Source organism: Gracilibacillus sp. YIM 98692 (genome assembly GCF_010993965.1).
Lineage (GTDB): Bacteria > Bacillota > Bacilli > Bacillales > Amphibacillaceae > Gracilibacillus.
Genome location: NZ_WIXM01000002.1, coordinates 82,437 through 99,089 on the forward strand (window position 1 = coordinate 82,437; position 16,653 = coordinate 99,089).

At 36.5% G+C, this 16,653-nt stretch carries 19 protein-coding genes; 18 read left to right on the plus strand and 1 reads right to left on the minus strand.

What is annotated here, in order from left to right; all coding sequences use genetic code 11:
- Positions 1-82: 82 nt before the first annotated feature.
- The 17 genes from GHD00_RS02555 to GHD00_RS02635 all read left to right on the plus strand — a co-directional run bounded on the left by GHD00_RS02555 (position 83) and on the right by GHD00_RS02635 (position 15,253).
- A complete protein-coding gene (locus GHD00_RS02555) occupies positions 83-439 on the plus strand; it encodes an arsenate reductase family protein (protein ID WP_163536546.1) in 357 nt (118 codons plus the stop codon).
- Between the two features lie 41 nt (positions 440-480).
- Positions 481-864 carry a glycine cleavage system protein GcvH gene (gcvH, locus tag GHD00_RS02560; protein ID WP_163536547.1) on the plus strand — a complete coding sequence of 128 codons (384 nt, stop codon included), beginning with the start codon at positions 481-483 and terminating at the stop codon, positions 862-864.
- Positions 865-998: 134 nt separating this feature from the next.
- Positions 999-1,349: a ribonuclease M5 gene (locus GHD00_RS02565; RefSeq protein ID WP_163536548.1), complete on the plus strand. Its 351-nt coding sequence runs from the start codon at positions 999-1,001 to the stop codon at positions 1,347-1,349.
- Positions 1,350-1,363: 14 nt separating this feature from the next.
- Positions 1,364-1,729 (plus strand): thioredoxin family protein, encoded by a 366-nt coding sequence (locus GHD00_RS02570; protein WP_163536549.1) that lies wholly within the window; start codon positions 1,364-1,366, stop codon positions 1,727-1,729.
- 177 nt (positions 1,730-1,906) lie between these two features.
- Complete coding sequence (locus GHD00_RS02575; RefSeq protein ID WP_163536476.1) at positions 1,907-2,047, plus strand: YuzK family famiily protein; 141 nt, start codon at positions 1,907-1,909, stop codon at positions 2,045-2,047.
- 702 nt (positions 2,048-2,749) lie between these two features.
- The gene (gene sufC / locus GHD00_RS02580; protein WP_163536550.1) at positions 2,750-3,535 is read left to right on the plus strand and encodes a Fe-S cluster assembly ATPase SufC; all 786 of its coding nucleotides are present in this window, start codon (positions 2,750-2,752) and stop codon (positions 3,533-3,535) included.
- Positions 3,536-3,552: 17 nt separating this feature from the next.
- A complete protein-coding gene (gene sufD / locus GHD00_RS02585; RefSeq protein WP_163536551.1) occupies positions 3,553-4,860 on the plus strand; it encodes a Fe-S cluster assembly protein SufD in 1,308 nt (435 codons plus the stop codon).
- Positions 4,860-6,080, plus strand: a complete 1,221-nt coding sequence (locus GHD00_RS02590) for a cysteine desulfurase (RefSeq protein WP_163536552.1) — start codon at positions 4,860-4,862, stop codon at positions 6,078-6,080. Before sufD ends, GHD00_RS02590 begins: the two co-directional genes overlap by 1 nt.
- Positions 6,070-6,513 (plus strand): Fe-S cluster assembly sulfur transfer protein SufU, encoded by a 444-nt coding sequence (gene sufU / locus GHD00_RS02595; RefSeq protein WP_163536553.1) that lies wholly within the window; start codon positions 6,070-6,072, stop codon positions 6,511-6,513. The genes GHD00_RS02590 and sufU overlap by 11 nt, the downstream gene beginning before the upstream one ends.
- Before the next feature lie 43 nt (positions 6,514-6,556).
- Positions 6,557-7,954, plus strand: coding sequence for a Fe-S cluster assembly protein SufB (gene sufB / locus GHD00_RS02600; protein ID WP_163536554.1), 1,398 nt, complete (start codon positions 6,557-6,559; stop codon positions 7,952-7,954).
- Between the two features lie 214 nt (positions 7,955-8,168).
- Positions 8,169-9,038, plus strand: a complete 870-nt coding sequence (locus GHD00_RS02605; protein ID WP_240468575.1) for a sulfite exporter TauE/SafE family protein — start codon at positions 8,169-8,171, stop codon at positions 9,036-9,038.
- A 12-nt stretch (positions 9,039-9,050) separates the two neighbouring features.
- Positions 9,051-10,445, plus strand: coding sequence for a bifunctional metallophosphatase/5'-nucleotidase (locus tag GHD00_RS02610; RefSeq protein WP_163536555.1), 1,395 nt, complete (start codon positions 9,051-9,053; stop codon positions 10,443-10,445).
- A 656-nt stretch (positions 10,446-11,101) separates the two neighbouring features.
- Complete coding sequence (locus GHD00_RS02615; protein ID WP_163536556.1) at positions 11,102-11,407, plus strand: YunC family protein; 306 nt, start codon at positions 11,102-11,104, stop codon at positions 11,405-11,407.
- Positions 11,408-11,520: 113 nt separating this feature from the next.
- Positions 11,521-12,597 (plus strand): HD-GYP domain-containing protein, encoded by a 1,077-nt coding sequence (locus GHD00_RS02620; RefSeq protein WP_163536557.1) that lies wholly within the window; start codon positions 11,521-11,523, stop codon positions 12,595-12,597.
- A 76-nt stretch (positions 12,598-12,673) separates the two neighbouring features.
- Entirely contained in the window at positions 12,674-13,456 is a 783-nt protein-coding gene (yunB, locus tag GHD00_RS02625) for a sporulation protein YunB (RefSeq protein ID WP_163536558.1), read from the plus strand.
- A 184-nt stretch (positions 13,457-13,640) separates the two neighbouring features.
- A complete protein-coding gene (locus GHD00_RS02630; protein WP_163536559.1) occupies positions 13,641-15,125 on the plus strand; it encodes a sodium-dependent transporter in 1,485 nt (494 codons plus the stop codon).
- Positions 15,126-15,154: 29 nt separating this feature from the next.
- Positions 15,155-15,253: a methionine/alanine import family NSS transporter small subunit gene (locus GHD00_RS02635; RefSeq protein ID WP_163536560.1), complete on the plus strand. Its 99-nt coding sequence runs from the start codon at positions 15,155-15,157 to the stop codon at positions 15,251-15,253.
- Between the two features lie 38 nt (positions 15,254-15,291).
- Here GHD00_RS02635 and GHD00_RS02640 read toward each other — a convergent pair whose 3' ends face one another.
- Complete coding sequence (locus GHD00_RS02640) at positions 15,292-16,212, minus strand: M23 family metallopeptidase (protein ID WP_163536909.1); 921 nt, start codon at positions 16,210-16,212, stop codon at positions 15,292-15,294.
- A 161-nt stretch (positions 16,213-16,373) separates the two neighbouring features.
- On the opposite strand from GHD00_RS02640, the gene GHD00_RS02645 reads away from it, so the two are divergent.
- The gene (locus GHD00_RS02645; RefSeq protein ID WP_163536561.1) at positions 16,374-16,649 is read left to right on the plus strand and encodes a YutD family protein; all 276 of its coding nucleotides are present in this window, start codon (positions 16,374-16,376) and stop codon (positions 16,647-16,649) included.
- Positions 16,650-16,653: the final 4 nt, after the last annotated feature.

The following is a 16,653-nucleotide window of genomic DNA, read 5'->3' on the forward strand; positions in this document are numbered from 1 at the left end:
TGATAATATATACCGAAAGATTTGCTTTTTCTTCCGCTTATTCGTTAAAATGGAAACATCTTAATTTGTTGGAGGAAAAGAGATGGCAATTCAATTTTATTGGTATCCAAAATGCGGTACATGCAGAAAAGCAAAAAAATGGCTGGATGACCATGAAGTGAGTTATGAAGCAATACATATTGTGGAGAATCCGCCAACAAAAGAAGAATTAGAAGCTATTATTACAAAAAGTGGTTTGCCGATGAAGAGGTTCTTTAATACAAGTGGAAAAAAGTATCGCGAGCTCGGCTTGAAAGACAAGTTAAAAGAAACTTCAGAGGAAGAAATGCTAGAATATTTAGCATCGGATGGTATGCTCTTAAAACGACCGCTTACGGTCGGCAGTGACAAAGTAACGGTTGGTTTTAAAGAGGAAACGTTTGATCAAACTTGGAAATAAACATTATTAATAAAATTATAGTCTAGATGGAGGTCGTACATATGAATATACCAGAATCGTTATTGTATTCCGTAGAACATGATTGGGTAAAAAAAGAAGATGGCAAGGTGAGAATCGGTATTACAGATCATGCTCAGTCTGAACTGGGAGATATTGTATTCATTGAACTGCCAGAAGTAGGAGATAAAGTCGAAGCGGATGAACCATTTGGAAGTGCGGAATCAGTAAAAACTGTATCAGAATTATATGCACCAGTTAGTGGGAAAGTGGTAGAAGTCAATCAAGAATTAGAAGAAAGCCCTGAACTAGTAAATGAATCTCCATATGAAAAAGCATGGATGATTGTAGTGGAACCAAAAGATCCATCAAAATTAGAAGAGCTTATGTCTGCTGGGGATTATGACAAAATGATTAATGAAGAGTAAAACTGTGTTGTTTAGCATTCGCTTTTTATAGGAGGCGAATGCTAAATTTGTATTTTATCCTGTCATAACTTTCCTTACTTAATCCATACAATATAGTATAGTTATTTTCGACTATTGATGAAGTAGGTGAGCCAATGTCTGTACAAGAAGCAAAGTTAATCATTGTTGAAGGTCGCTCGGATAAAGAAAAAGTAAAAAAATTAGTGGATGAAGATGTAGAGATTGTATGTACAAATGGAACACTTGGAATTGAAAGGCTAGAAAACCTAATTGAAACGTTTGATATGGATCATCGTGATGTGTTTATACTAGTAGACGAGGATAAAGCAGGGAAGAAGATTCGAAAGCAATTATCGAAAGAATTACCACATGCTGTTCATATTTATATTGATAAATCTTTTCGAGAGGTTGCAGCGACACCAGAGTCTGAGCTTGCGGTTGCATTAGTTTCTTCCCACATTGCCATACATCCTAATTATTTGTAATAAAGGTGAGGTAAATGATTGAGCTAACAACAGATAAGTGGCAAGAAGAATTTCATCATAATGAATATAAAATCCTGTTTGTTCATACCCCGTTTTGTGCAACGTGTCAGCTTGCTGAGCGTATGTTAGGAGTCGTTGAAGAGACAGAAAATAATGTTCCTTTATATCGGATGAATGCTTCCTTCTTTCCGGATTTTATGGAGAAAAATAAAATCAAAAGTGTTCCAGCATTATTACTTGTTTATAATGATACTGTGACAGACGATCTTTATGCATTTGAGTCAGTCCCCAAAATATATCAGTATGTGCAGTCATGGAAGAAAAAGTTAAGAATAGACGATGATTTGGGAGAAAATACGAATAACTTTTCGTATTTGTAAGATAATGTTACGTAATCCTTTCTTATTTAACTGAAATATGTTAGAAGAATAAAATATCCCCTTTCGTATACAAGGAGTCAAATGTTATAATTTGAATTGTCAATGAAAAGAAAGGATTGATTAATTATTAGTGACAATCGTTTATCTTTAAATTATACGTCAGAGATGGAAAAAGCGATGCACCAAGCGCATGGAGTAGGCTATGCTGAATATAGCAGAAAGCTGAAAAAGCGTATGAAAGTAGAAGAAGAAAGATGGAATGATTATCAAAAAAGTCAAGACGTTGTACATGAAGTAGACAAATTAGTTCACAGATAAATTGTAAAAAAGCAACAGCCGTTTGTAAGTGGCTGTTGCTTTTTTTTATAAGGAAAGAAAGTATATAACTATTGGTATAACAACTTTTATAAGAAGCCAACCGCTGCGGCTGACCGAAGCGGAGAAAAAATGCGGAGACTCCTACTGGAATGCATGAGCTAAAAATCCATTTTGTAGAATAAAACCTGTTTTATTCTACAGAGTTGAAGCCATGCCAGTGGAAAGCGAAGCATTTTTCCGGAGTGTTTTCTGTCCGTCATCATCCTTATAAACCATAACATTATTGGTAGAAAGGATAAAGACCGAGTGGGCTTCCCCGGTTTTTATAAGTATACCGTGTTACGAGTGAAGTGATTCGACGTAGATACACGATAAGGAAGATAGATAAGGGCAACTATGTCTCTGACTTCGCTAAAGCTCGTCAATCGACGAGTTTTCTTTATGTTAGCTAAATTTCCAAGAATTTAGATAAATCTTCAAGCTATGTGTTATAATAATGAATGGTGTTTATTCGGGTGATTAAAAATATTATAATTTACTATCAACTAAATCAGCGGTATAGATGGCGAAAGTACCATTCAACCGTATAATGGTTGAATATAGATTCGAAATAGTTTAAAATTATAATGAGAATAAAGTGAGAATAGATATTTAATTCCACTTCTAATCATCATAAATTATTAGCTTTGGAGGTATGAAGACATGGCAAATTCAACTTTAGAGATTAAAGATCTTCATGTTGAAATTGAAGGTCAAGAAATATTAAAAGGTGTTAACCTTACAATTAATGGTGGAGAATTCCATGCGGTAATGGGACCAAATGGTACTGGTAAATCAACACTAGCATCTGCCATTATGGGGCACCCTAATTATGAGGTAACAAAAGGTCAAGTGTTACTTGATGGTGAGGATGTATTAGAAATGGAAGTAGACGAACGTGCAAAAGCAGGTCTATTTCTAGCAATGCAATACCCAAGTGAAATCTCCGGTGTTACTACATCAGATTTCTTGCGTTCTTCTATCAATGCACAGCGTGAAGAAGGAGACGAAATTTCTTTAATGAAATTTATTAAAGAAATGGACGGAGCGATGGATTATCTAGAAATGGATAAAAACATGGCGCAGCGTTACCTAAATGAAGGTTTCTCTGGCGGTGAGAAAAAACGAAACGAAATCCTTCAATTAATGATGTTAAAACCAGAAATTGCAATTCTTGATGAAATTGACTCTGGTCTAGATATTGACGCATTGAAAGTAGTATCTAAAGGAATCAACAAACTGCGAGATGAGCAGTTCGGTTGCTTAATTATTACGCACTACCAGCGCTTGTTAGATTATATTACTCCTGATAAAGTACACGTTATGATGCAAGGTCGTGTTGTGAAATCCGGAGGCCCTGAGTTAGCTCAACGCCTTGAAGCAGAGGGTTATGACTGGATTAAAAAGGAACTAGGAATCGAAGATGAAACAGTAGGACAAAAAGCATAAGGGTAAGGAGGTATCGTATGACTGTGGAAACAAAGCTACCATATGATCAACAATATGTTCGGTCATTTTCAGAAAAAAGAAATGAACCTCAATGGATGCAAGATTTAAGACAACAAGCATTAGACTTAGTAGAAACTTTAGAAAATCCGAAACCAGACAAAACGAGTATTAAACGATGGAATTTTCATGATTTCAAGCATGATGTTGGTGGTGAAACAATAAACCAACTTTCAGATCTTCCTTCAGATATTCAAGTTTTTCTTGACATGGAGGACAGTAATGAAAATTTAGTAATCCAACGTAATCAATCCGTTGCTTATCAATCACTTTCTAAAGACTTGACTGATAAGGGAGTTATTTTAACAGATATCCAAACAGCTTTGGATAAGCACGGAGATTTGGTGCAACGTTATTATATGAAAGATGCCGTACAAATTGATGAGCATAAATTCACAGCATTACACACTGCTTTAATGAATGGTGGAGTGTTTGTTTATGTACCAAAAAATGTGCAAGTAGAAGAGCCATTACAAGCTATCTTCTGGCAAGAAGACAATCAAGCAGCTTCCTTTAATCATGTTATCGTTGTGGCAGAGGAGAATAGTTCTTTAACATACGTTGAAAACTATGTTTCCCATAACAAAGAAGAGCATGCGGTAGCAAATATAGTGACAGAAGTGATTGCTCATGATAATGCGCAAATTAACTTCGGTTCTGTAGATAACTTCTCGGAAGGTACAACAGTATATGTAAACCGTAGGGGAGTAGCTTATCGTGATGCTAAGATTGAGTGGAACTTAGGCCAAATGAACGATGGAAATACAGTTTCTGAAAATATTACTCATTTGATTGGCGATAATTCCTATTCTTATGCGAAAACAGTTGCTGTTGGCCGTGGTGATCAATCTCAGAATTATACTGCGAAAATTTCACACTATGGAAAGCAGTCAGAAGGTTATATATTACAACATGGGGTTATGAAGGACAGTGCTTCTTCTATCTTTAACGGTGTTGGAAAAATTGAACATGGTGCAACAAAATCTAATGCAGAGCAAGAATCTCGTGTTTTAATGTTAAGTAAAAATGCACGTGGTGATGCTAACCCAATCTTGTTAATTGATGAAGATGATGTAACAGCAGGTCACGCAGCTTCTGTCGGACGTGTGGATCCAGTCCAACTATACTATTTAATGAGTAGAGGTATATCTCAAAAAGAAGCAGAACGATTAATCATTCATGGTTTCTTAGCTCCAGTTGTAAATGAAATTCCGATTAAAGCAGTTCGTGATCAGTTAACAGAGGTAATTGAAAGGAAAGTATACTAATGGATATTCAAGCAATCCGTGAACAGTTTCCGATCTTAAACCAAGATGTGAATGGTCATCCTTTGGTATATTTGGATTCAGCTGCGACCTCTCAAAAACCTGTTTCTGTTATTAAGTCTTTAGAGGAATACTATAGACAAAATAACTCCAATGTTCATCGTGGTGTGCATACATTAGGAACGAGAGCAACAGATCAGTATGAAGGAGCTAGAGATAAAGTTAAAAACTTTATCGGTGCTTCTTCAACTGAAGAAGTAATATTCACTCGCGGAACAACGACTGCTTTAAATATGGTGGCTTATGGGTATGCTCGTCATTTTCTTAAAGAAGGAGACGAAATAGCTGTAACACCGATGGAGCATCACAGTAATATTATCCCGTGGCAGCAAGCGGCAAAATATACTGGTGCTAAATTGAAATATATTCCACTTGAGGACGATGGTTCGATTACTTTAGAATCTGTACGATCTACTATTTCAGACAAAACAAAAATTGTTGCCGTAACACATGTTTCTAATGTGTTAGGAACAATAAACCCAATTAAAGAGATTTCTCAGATTGCTCATGAGCATGATGCCATTACAGTAGTAGACGGTGCTCAAAGTACACCGCATATGAAAGTGGATGTTACTGATTTAGACTGTGACTTCTTTGCTTTCTCGGGTCATAAAATGTGTGCCCCAACAGGTGTAGGTGTTCTTTATGGAAAGAAAGCATTGCTTGAAAAGATGGAACCAGTAGAATTTGGAGGCGAAATGATCGATTTTGTCGGTCTGTATGAATCCACATGGAAAGACTTGCCTTGGAAGTTTGAAGGTGGAACACCAATTATAGCTGGTGCTATTGGCTTAAGTGCTGCGATTGACTTTTTAGAAGAGGTTGGCTTAGAGCAAATCGAAGAGCATGAGAAACGTGTTGTACAATACGCACAAGAAAAACTTTCTGAAGTGGATGGTTTAACCATTTATGGACCAAAACAACGTGGAGGCCTTGTTACCTTTAATATTGAGGGAGTGCATCCCCATGATTCGGCAACAGTGTTGGATGCAGAAGGTATAGCAGTTCGAGCAGGTCACCACTGTGCGCAACCATTGATGAAGTGGTTAGATGTTACAGCAACAGCACGTGCTAGCTTCTACTTGTATAATGATGAAAATGATGTTGACCGATTAGTAGAAGGAATACAGCGAGCGAAGGAGTATTTCGGCGATGTCTTTTAATAACTTAGATACATTGTACAGACAAGTGATAATGGATCATTACAAAAACCCACGAAACCGTGGAAGTTTAGAGGATGAATCTGTTACAATAGATATGAACAATCCTACTTGTGGTGATCGTATTGAGCTTCATCTTCAAATCAAAGATGGCATTGTAGAAGATGCTAAATTTGAAGGAGAAGGATGCTCTATCAGCATGTCATCTGCATCTATGATGACACAAGCGATCAAAGGACAGCAAGTAGATGATGCAATGAACATGTCTTCTATCTTTTCTAAAATGATGTTAGGAGAAGATGTAGAAGATATTGACTTAGACTTAGGGGATATCGAGGCGTTGCAAGGTGTTTCTAAGTTCCCGGCTAGAATTAAATGTGCGACACTTGCATGGAAGGCAATGGAGAAGGCTGTTGCAAACGAAGAGCAGCAATAGTCGTTTATGGTTATAATTTAATCCTAATATAGGAGGTATTAAAATGGCGAAAAAAGCACCTGAAATAGGCGAATATAAATATGGGTTCCATGATCGTGATATTTCGATTTTCCGTACTGAAAAAGGGCTGACCAAAGCTGTAGTGGAAGAAATTTCACGCATGAAAGAAGAACCTGAATGGATGTTAGAATACAGACTGAAAGCATTAGAACAGTTCTATAAAAAACCAATGCCACAATGGGGTGGCGACTTATCTGAGCTTGATTTTGACGAAATCACGTATTATGTTAAACCTTCCGAGCGTTCTGAGCGTTCTTGGGATGAGGTACCCGATGAAATCAAGCAAACATTTGATAAATTAGGTATTCCAGAAGCAGAGCAAAAATATCTAGCTGGGGTTTCAGCTCAGTATGAATCTGAAGTGGTTTACCATAACTTAAAAGAAGACTTGGAAGAGTTAGGCATTGTCTTCAAAGATACAGATACTGCATTGAAAGAAGATGAAGAAATATTCAAAAAATATTTCGGGAAAGTTATTCCATCATCTGATAACAAGTTCGCGGCATTAAACTCTGCAGTATGGTCTGGTGGTTCCTTTATCTATGTTCCAAAAGGAGTTAAAGCTGAAACACCATTACAAGCATACTTCCGTATTAACTCAGAAAATATGGGGCAATTCGAGCGTACTCTTATCATTGTAGATGAAGGTGCCTCTGTACACTATGTAGAAGGTTGTACAGCACCAACTTACACGACAAACTCTCTGCACAGTGCAGTAGTAGAAATTTTCGTTCACAAAGATGCGTATTGCCGTTATACAACAATCCAAAACTGGGCAAACAACGTATACAACTTAGTAACAAAGCGTGCCACATGTGATGCGAATGCGACAATGGAATGGATTGATGGTAACATCGGTTCCAAATTAACCATGAAATATCCATCGATTATCCTTAAAGGAGAAGGTGCACGTGGTAACACACTATCTATTGCCCTTGCTGGTAAAGGTCAGCACCAAGATGCAGGTGCGAAAATGCATCACTTAGCACCAAATACTTCTTCCACTATTGTTTCGAAGTCTATTTCCAAACAAGGTGGTAAGGTAACGTACCGCGGTATTGTACATTTTGGGCGCAAAGCTGAAAATGCTCGTGCTAATATCGAGTGTGATACGTTAATCATGGATAATAAATCTACTTCAGATACGATCCCATACAATGAGATCTTAAATGAAAACATCTCATTAGAACACGAAGCAAAAGTTTCGAAAGTGTCTGAGGAACAACTATTCTACCTTATGAGTCGCGGTATTTCTGAAGAAGAAGCGACAGAAATGATTGTAATGGGCTTCATCGAACCATTTACAAAAGAGCTTCCGATGGAATATGCAGTAGAAATGAACCGACTTATCAAATTCGAAATGGAAGGATCCATTGGATAATTTTTAAAATAACCTTTATAATAAGAAGAGTTCGAGTATTTCGAACTCTTCTTTCTTTTTATCCCGGTGACAATCGTCCGTAAGACTCACAATTCAAGACTTAGAATAATAAATGAAGGATAAGTGGGGAATAACGGACGCTAGCACCCTGATAAGTATCGCTAACCATCAGTGGGTGATGAAGAACCCCCAACTGATGGAAATCTCTTTATCAATGACATTACTCAAAGAATGGACGGGATCTTTCTTGATAATTGCTTTATGTTTTCTTATTGGTTTGCTATCAGCCTTCATAGGCAGTATTGTTGGATTTGGTGGAGGCGTTATCTTAGTTCCGATATTGTTAATATTACATACGACATCGCCAATGTTTGAATGGGCTGAGGCCAATACGGTAGTTGGTATATCCTTAATCATTATGGTTTTTACTGCTATGTCTTCTACTTATGCATATGCGAAAGTTAAGCGAATAGATTATAAAAGTGGTATGCTATTTATTTTAGGAAGTTTACCTGGTGGTATATTAGGTGCCTGGTTAAACCAATTTGTCGAAACTAAATTATTTTCACTATTTCTTGGTATTTTTATTTTACTTATTTTCTCGATGTTTTTCTTTAAATCAACTGAAGGGAAAAAAGCGACGAATGTTTCTCAACATAAGGGCTCAAAATGGATGATTTCTCAAAGAGTAAAATTGGGTGAAAAAGAGTACCAATATACCTTTTCAATTATTACTGCTGTAGCCCTTTCCTTTCTTGTGGGAGCGTTATCTGGTTTTTTCGGAATTGGCGGAGGATCATTAATGGTTCCAGCGATGATTCTGTTTTTTGCTTTCCCTCCGCACATTGCCACTGCGACTTCCATGTTTATGATTTTGTCTTTAAGTATCGTTAGCTCTTCCACACATATATTTTTAGGGCATATTGAATGGCAGTATGTGTGGGCATTTATTCCTGGTGCATGGATAGGAGGCACGTTAGGAGCAAAGGTAAATCAGCATATGACAAGCAGGGCAATCGCCATTCTTTTACGCTTATTACTCTTATTTATTGGATTACGCTTGATTTGGCAAGGTTTGTGGTAAGGAGGCTAGTATATGCGAGAAGAACTACATTTCTATTATTCCAATGATTTACATAGTCATTTTGAAAATTGGAGCAATATTGTTGCATTCATGGAGTCAAAAAAAAGGAAGCACCAGCTAGATAAAGAGGAATATTGGATATTTGATTTAGGTGACCATGTGGACAGGTTTCATCCTATTGCTGAAGCATACCGAGGGAAGGCTAATGTAAAATTATTAAATCAAGCAGGATACGATGTTGTGACAATTGGTAATAATGAAGGAATCACTCTAGAATACGAAGACTTATTTCATCTATATGATGAAGCTGAATTCCAAATCACTTGCGGGAATCTTTTATCGATGAATGGTCATCAACCTGAATGGCTGAAACAAAATATCGGCTTAGAAACAGCATCAGGCATTAGAATACAAGTCATAGGTTTAACTGCACCATTTAATGCATTTTATCAACCTTTAGGATGGCATGTGGAAACCCCTGTCCCATATTTAGAGAAACTGGTAGAAAAACTAAAAACAGAGGCAGATATTATTGTTTTGCTATCTCACTTAGGGATTACAGAGGATGAGGTGATTGCCAAGCGATTTCCAGAGATTGATTGTATTATTGGTGCACATACCCATCATTTATTTAAAAATGGGGAGTACATAGAAGGTACGTTGCTTACAGCTGCTGGTAAGCATGGAAAATATGTGGGACAAGTTGATTTAATATGGGATCATCATGAGGGGCAGTTAATAAACAAGCAAGCTTATGCTGTTAGTACAGAACATATGAAAAGCCATAAAATGACCGATCAGACATTAGAGTCTCTGGGAGAAAAAGCCGATAAACAATTAGGGAAACCTGTTGCTTATTTACTTAAACCTTATAACGTAAATTGGTTTCAGCATACACCTATTATTGAACATTTAGCACATTATTTGAAAAATTGGACAAAAGCGGATATTGGCATGTTAAATGCAGGTATTTTGTTAGATGATATTAAAGCGGGAGAAGTCACTTATGGAGATGTTCATAGAATATGTCCGCATCCCATTAACCCATGTACGGTAACATTAAGAGGCATAGAAATAATCGAGGTCGTTCGCGGGGCTTATAGTGAAAAACTCATTAATTTGGAGTTAAAAGGATTTGGATTTCGAGGAAAAGTGTTAGGAAAGTTTGTTTTCGACGGTATAGATGTGGAGCTGCATGTTGATAAAGAAGGGAATGAACATGTAAAACAAGTTTATTACCGTGATAAACCAATTGAGCATGAAAGGCAATATGTATTAGCAACAGCGGATATGTTTACATTTGGAAATATGTTTCCAGAGATAGCTCGCTCAACAAATAAGCAGTTTTTCCTACCAGAATTTATGAGAGATTTAATAGTAGGTTTTTTACACGATATGAATTTATAACTTAATATAAGTAAATCCAAGGCTAGTCGCCACAAACACAGCGACTAGCCCAATTTTTTCTATACCAGTACCAGCATTTATCACGGTGAACAATCTTCCAAACCCCCATTTCAAGCTTAGCATAAGGATAAGTGGGGGACAACGGACGCTAGCCCCCTGATAAGTTTCACTAACCATCCGTGGGGGATGAGCACCCCCCACGGAAGGAAGTCCCACTTTATATCGTGTTACAGATGGAGTGAATTCGACGTAGTAGACCATTTTAGGAAGATAGATAAGGGCAACTACGTCTCTGACTTCGCCAAAGGCTCGTCAATCGACGAGTTTTCTTTACCGTATCCAAAAGTATAAATGGTCAGCACGGAAGAAATCTCGACGTAGTAGCCCATTTTAGGAAGATAGATAAGGGCAACTACGTCTCTGACTTCGCCAGGCTCGTCAATCGACGAGTTTTCTTTACCGTATCCGAAAGTATAAATGGTCAGCACGGAAGAAATCTCGACGTAGTAGACCATTTTAGGAAGATAGATAAGGGCAACTACGTCTCTGACTTCGCCAAAGGCTCGTCAATCGACGAGTTTTCTTTAAAAATTTCATTAGTTAAACACACATTTCTATTTCTGATCATATAATCTAGGGAAAGGAGTGTGTGTTACATGATGAATGTTAACCCAATTAAAATAGAAGGTTATACATTTATTGCTATCACTGTTGAATTGCCAAATACTAATTTATTAGTCGTTGCAAATGATATTGGTTACATTATGTGTGGAGCACTAGATGTTGATTTGCTTAATGACAAATTAAAAAACCGTCCTATTGTAGCAGGAAGAGCTATAGGAGTAAGATCCATTGATGATCTATTAGAAGCACCTTTAGAAAAAGTAACAACACATTCTCATAAATATAATTGGAAACCTGGAATGAAAGGGAAAGAAGCATTATTAAAAATAGCTATGTAAAAAGGTATGCAAAAACACCTATGAAATTTCGACATTTTTAATGGGTATTAGTAGATATGTCATAGGTATTTTGATAAAATTTCATTAAAAAGGCAGAAATATAGGTGTTAATAATGAAAATAGTTTCAGTTAAAAATTTAAAAGAGGGAATGGAACTAGCAAAACCGATTTATGATAAATATGGACGGATTCTCTTACAAAAGCATATGAAACTTAGTCCGGCTATAATTAGCCGGCTAAACGATGGCGGTATCACATATGTTTACATTCGAGATAAGGATACGGAGGATATTGCCATTATCCCGCCAATTCCAGAAGAACAGCGTTTAGAAGCGATACAGAAGATTAGAGAGTCGTTTGATACGATGAAAAAGAATGACTTCATGAAAAATAGCTATTTAATAGATTCCCATGCAAATGAGCTTGGTGATATAGTTAATGAGATTACCAATGAATTAAGCAAGAAAAAAGAAGTCATTCATTATTTATCTGATATTTTAGTAACGGATGATTATGTTTATAACCATTCCATTAATGTAAGTATCTATACACTAGCATTAGCTAAAGAACTGAAAATGAAAGCGAAAGAAACTGAATTAATTGGTTTAGGCGCTATTTTACATGATTTAGGAAAATTGCTAGTTCCCAAGGATATATTAAATAAAAAGGGTTCGTTAACAGATGAAGAATTTGGAATTATTAAATCTCATACAGAATTAGGTTTTGACTTACTGAGAAAGAGTCACCATATCCCTTTATTAGTTGCGCATTGTGCATATCAACATCACGAAAGGTTGGATGGTTCAGGATACCCAAGAGGAATTACAGAAAAAGAGATACATCCATTTGCTAAAATAATAGGTGTTTCTGATGTCTTTGACGCTGTGACAAGTAACAGGGTTTATCGAGACGCTATGCTTCCTCATGAAGGCTTGGAAATCTTATATGCAGGTGCTGGCAAAAAGTTTGATAAAAAATTAGTGGAACTGTTTAAACGTACAGTAGCCCTTTATCCAAATGGATTGACTATTTATTTAAACGATCAAAGAGTTGGGGTTGTCGTGCGTCAAAATCCTTCTGCATATGAACGCCCAGTAGTTCGCATATTACGAGAAAACGATCGAAACGTTCAACCATATGATTTAGATCTTAGTGAAACTTTAGAAGTAATGATTATTGATAGTGATTAAAGAGATTTGAAAACTTGACCATTTTATCTATATTTACACCCTTCCCATCATACATTTATGGTGGGAGGGGTTTTTTATGTTACGTAAACGTGGACGAAAAAAGGCTGTGAAACCTCCATTACAACAAGTCATCTTTATATCATTCTTTCTATTTGTTCTTAGTATGATTATCAGTATTTTAGTTGTTAATGAAGGAATAAAGCCAGTTTTATTAAATTATGCAGAAGTGAGAGTTTCACAAATTGCAAACCAAGCAATGGGGATTGCTGTAAATAAAAAGATATCAGAAGACTTAGAAGCAGAAGAACTTGTCCAAGTGCAAGTAGATGAACAAGGAAGGGTTGAAAATTATATTTTTAACGCAGTAGTCGAAAACCGCGTGCAAAGAAACGTACAATATCGAGTGGAAAACTTTTTGAAATTATTAGAGAAGGGGGAAAGGCCAGAGTCAGGTATCCCTATTGAAGTGGAATTGGATCTAGAACCTTCTGAACAAGAGCTATTAGATGATGTAAGAGAAAAGGGACTTTTAGTAGAAGTACCGTTAGGTCAAGCTTTAGGGGTACCAGTGTTAGCAAATTTAGGGCCGAAAGTTCCCGTTAATATGGATGTGATTGGTCATGTGGAAACAGAAATCACCAGTGAACTAGTTGAAACTGGTATAAATGGTGCCTTTATTCATGTTAATGTACATATTTCAGTGGAGATGCGTGTTGTCATTCCGTTTGCATCAAGACCAGTTGAGGTTCTGCAAGATATTCCTGTTACAAAAGTATTTCATCCAGGAGAAGTACCAGATTACTATCATGATGGAGAAGGACAGTCTAACTTTTCTATTCCGATAGAACCCGGTTTTTAAAGAATTTTCAGAGAATATTATGAATGCTATCTACAAAATACGACAAAAAATGATATGAAACTAATAATTTCCTTTGACAGAATATTCTTATGTCCGTTATAATTTCAAAGATTGGACTAAATAAGTAATCAGCATGACATGAACATGTTTGTTAAAATATTCAGAAAAGAAAGGAGATTATAACATGGAGAAACGATCACAGTGGGGAACACGAATAGGTTTCTTGTTAGCTGCTATTGGTTCAGCAATTGGTCTGGGGAATATTTGGCGATTCCCTGCAACAGCGTTTGAGAATGGTGGAGGTGCTTTCTTTGTTCCCTATTTATTTGCATTGCTAACTGCAGGTATTCCGTTACTTATTATGGAGTACACGATAGGGCACAAATATCGCAGTTCATCACCAAGAGGTTTTTCAAAAATTAGTAAAGGCATGGAATGGATTGGTTGGTGGCAAGTACTCATATCATTTGTCATTTCCACTTATTATCCAATTGTTATTTCCTGGGCAATAATGTATGCTTATTTCTCATTTGGAACTAAGTGGGGCGAAAGTGCAACAGATTTCTTTGTTGGCGATTTTCTCACTTTGTCAGAACCTGGTGTATTTGGTTCAATAGTACCTAGTGTTTTAATTCCATTGCTATTTGTATGGGCATTTGTGTTCTTTTTCCTTGGGCGTGGAGTTAAAAAAGGGATTGAATTAGCTAATCGAATTTTCATACCATTACTATTCGTTGTATTTCTTATCATTGTTATCCGTGCTGTTACATTACCAGGAGCTTTTGAAGGACTAGATGCGTTTTTTAAACCCGATTGGAGTCGTATTGCTGACGGTGATGTCTGGGTTGCGGCATATGGTCAAATTTTCTTTAGTTTATCTATTGCATTTGCCATCATGATTACTTATTCTTCTTATTTGCCAAAAAAATCTGATATTACTAATAATGCATTTATTACAGGGTTTGCAAACTCTTCTTTTGAGCTATTAGCAGGTATTGGGGTATTTGCAGTCCTTGGTTTTATGGCATTTAAATCTAATGTACCGGTTAACGATGATTTAGTAGAAGGTGGCGTTGGGTTAGCTTTTATGGTATTTCCTGAAATTATCAGTCAAATGCCAGCAGCTAGTTTTTTCGGATTCTTATTCTTCGCTTCTTTAGTTTTAGCAGGTCTATCATCGATGATATCTATATCAGAAACATATATTGCTGCATTGCAAGAAAAGTTTTCTGTATCTCGAAAAGTTGCAGTAACAATTGGTGGGGGGCTCGCTTTTCTAGCATCTCTACTGTATGTTAATCAAGGCGGACTTTTCTTATTAGATACAGTGGATCACTTTATCAATAATTATGGTGTAGCTTTAGCAGGGTTATTTGAGGTTGTTGCTATTGCCTGGTTTGCTCGTCACCTAAAAGATTTACAAACACATGCTGATTCTGTATCAGATATAAAACTCGGAAAATGGTGGAGAGTGTCATTATCTGTCATTACACCAATCGTATTAGGATATATGATGCTTGAAAACTTAAGGACAGAATTAACTAGACCTTATGAAGATTATCCAATTGAATTTTTATTCACATATGGTTGGGTAGTCGCTATTGGCGCTATGTTTATTGGTGCACTTATTTCAACGAAAAAATGGCCGTCAAAAGATAATCATTCGTAATGAAGGTTTTTAAATAAGGAGGTTCTTTTATGTCAACGAGTGCTATTGTTATGGCAGTAATAGGTGTTGTCATTATTTGGGGCGGGCTAGCTGCTAGTATTATTCATGCCAGTAAATCATCTAAATAAAAGGTATAAAAAAGCGGCCTGTATAGAGTGTATTACTCTTACAGGTCGCTTTTTTCCCATCTTTTTAAGTAAGGATAGGGATCGAAAGACCATTCTGTGTTTCCATTATCCTTATACATGCCATAATGGAGATGAGGAGGGAACTTTCCTGATGTTCCTGGTGGCCCATATCCGGTAGAACCTACAGATCCAATAGTTTGTCCTGCTTCTACTATGTCCCCAACTTCAATACCTTCCGCAAACCCGTTAAGGTGTGCGTAATAGTGATAACGATTGTGAATATCACGAATACCGATTCGCCATCCACCATATTTGTTCCAACCCTTTAGTTCTACCACTCCATATGTGGTCGAACGTACAGGTGTTCCATAACCTGCGAATATATCTGTACCTTCATGAATTCTGCGTCCGCCAAAACCTCGAGCATCACCCCATGTGTTACGGTAGCTATAATTGTAAGTTTTGGGTACGGGAAAAGCATTTTGCTCAAAGCTGATTTGTTTATATTTTTGGAACAATTTGGCGTAATTCATAATAGACAAAACAGATAATTCTCTCTGGTAAAAATCCCATAGAGCTTTTTTAATGTCTTGTTCGGATTGACCATATTTTGTTAATAAAGATCCTATCGTATATAATACGTCGGATTCATTATTGGGGTCTGCAATGCCATCTCCATCACCATCTTTTCCAATTCCATTAAACCATTCCAAAATTTCAGGGGCTGTAGGTTTATGTTCAGGTAAAAACCCATACCATTTCTTTTCAGGAATTTGTATATGAATATTGTCTTTCTTTTCATCATTTTCAGTGTGAATATTTGCTTCGTATTGGTTTATGGCAGCATAATAATACCATGGTACAAGAGAAATGGCTTCTGCTTGTTTAAATCGTAAAATTTCTAAAGAGTCATTGTCCACATTTTCTTCAGCATGTGCTATAGTAGAGGTAAGCATCATACTAAGTATAAATAATAAAGAAACTCGACATAGCAAAAGATTTTACCTCCTTGTAAGGTATATAACATCAATCAAGTTTATATTTTGTTATAAAAGGACATTTCATTCTAGTAAGATTTGTCCATTTTGAATCGGGCATTTATTGGGAGTGAGTCAAAGAAATGTTAGAAGTTCAAGGAAATACATATGAAATCATTAAAGATTTCCGAGAAGGGTTTGATGAAAAAGCTTTTAAAGAACGCTACACAGAGATACTAAGCAAGTATGATTTTATTGTAGGTGATTGGGGATATGATCAGTTGCGCTTAAAAGGGTTTTATGATGATCAAAATCCAAAGGCTACTTTTGATACTAAAATTAGTACCTGTGAGGATTATTTATATGAATTCTGTAATTTTGGATGCCGTTATTTCATATTAAAGCAGGTGGATCACTAACACT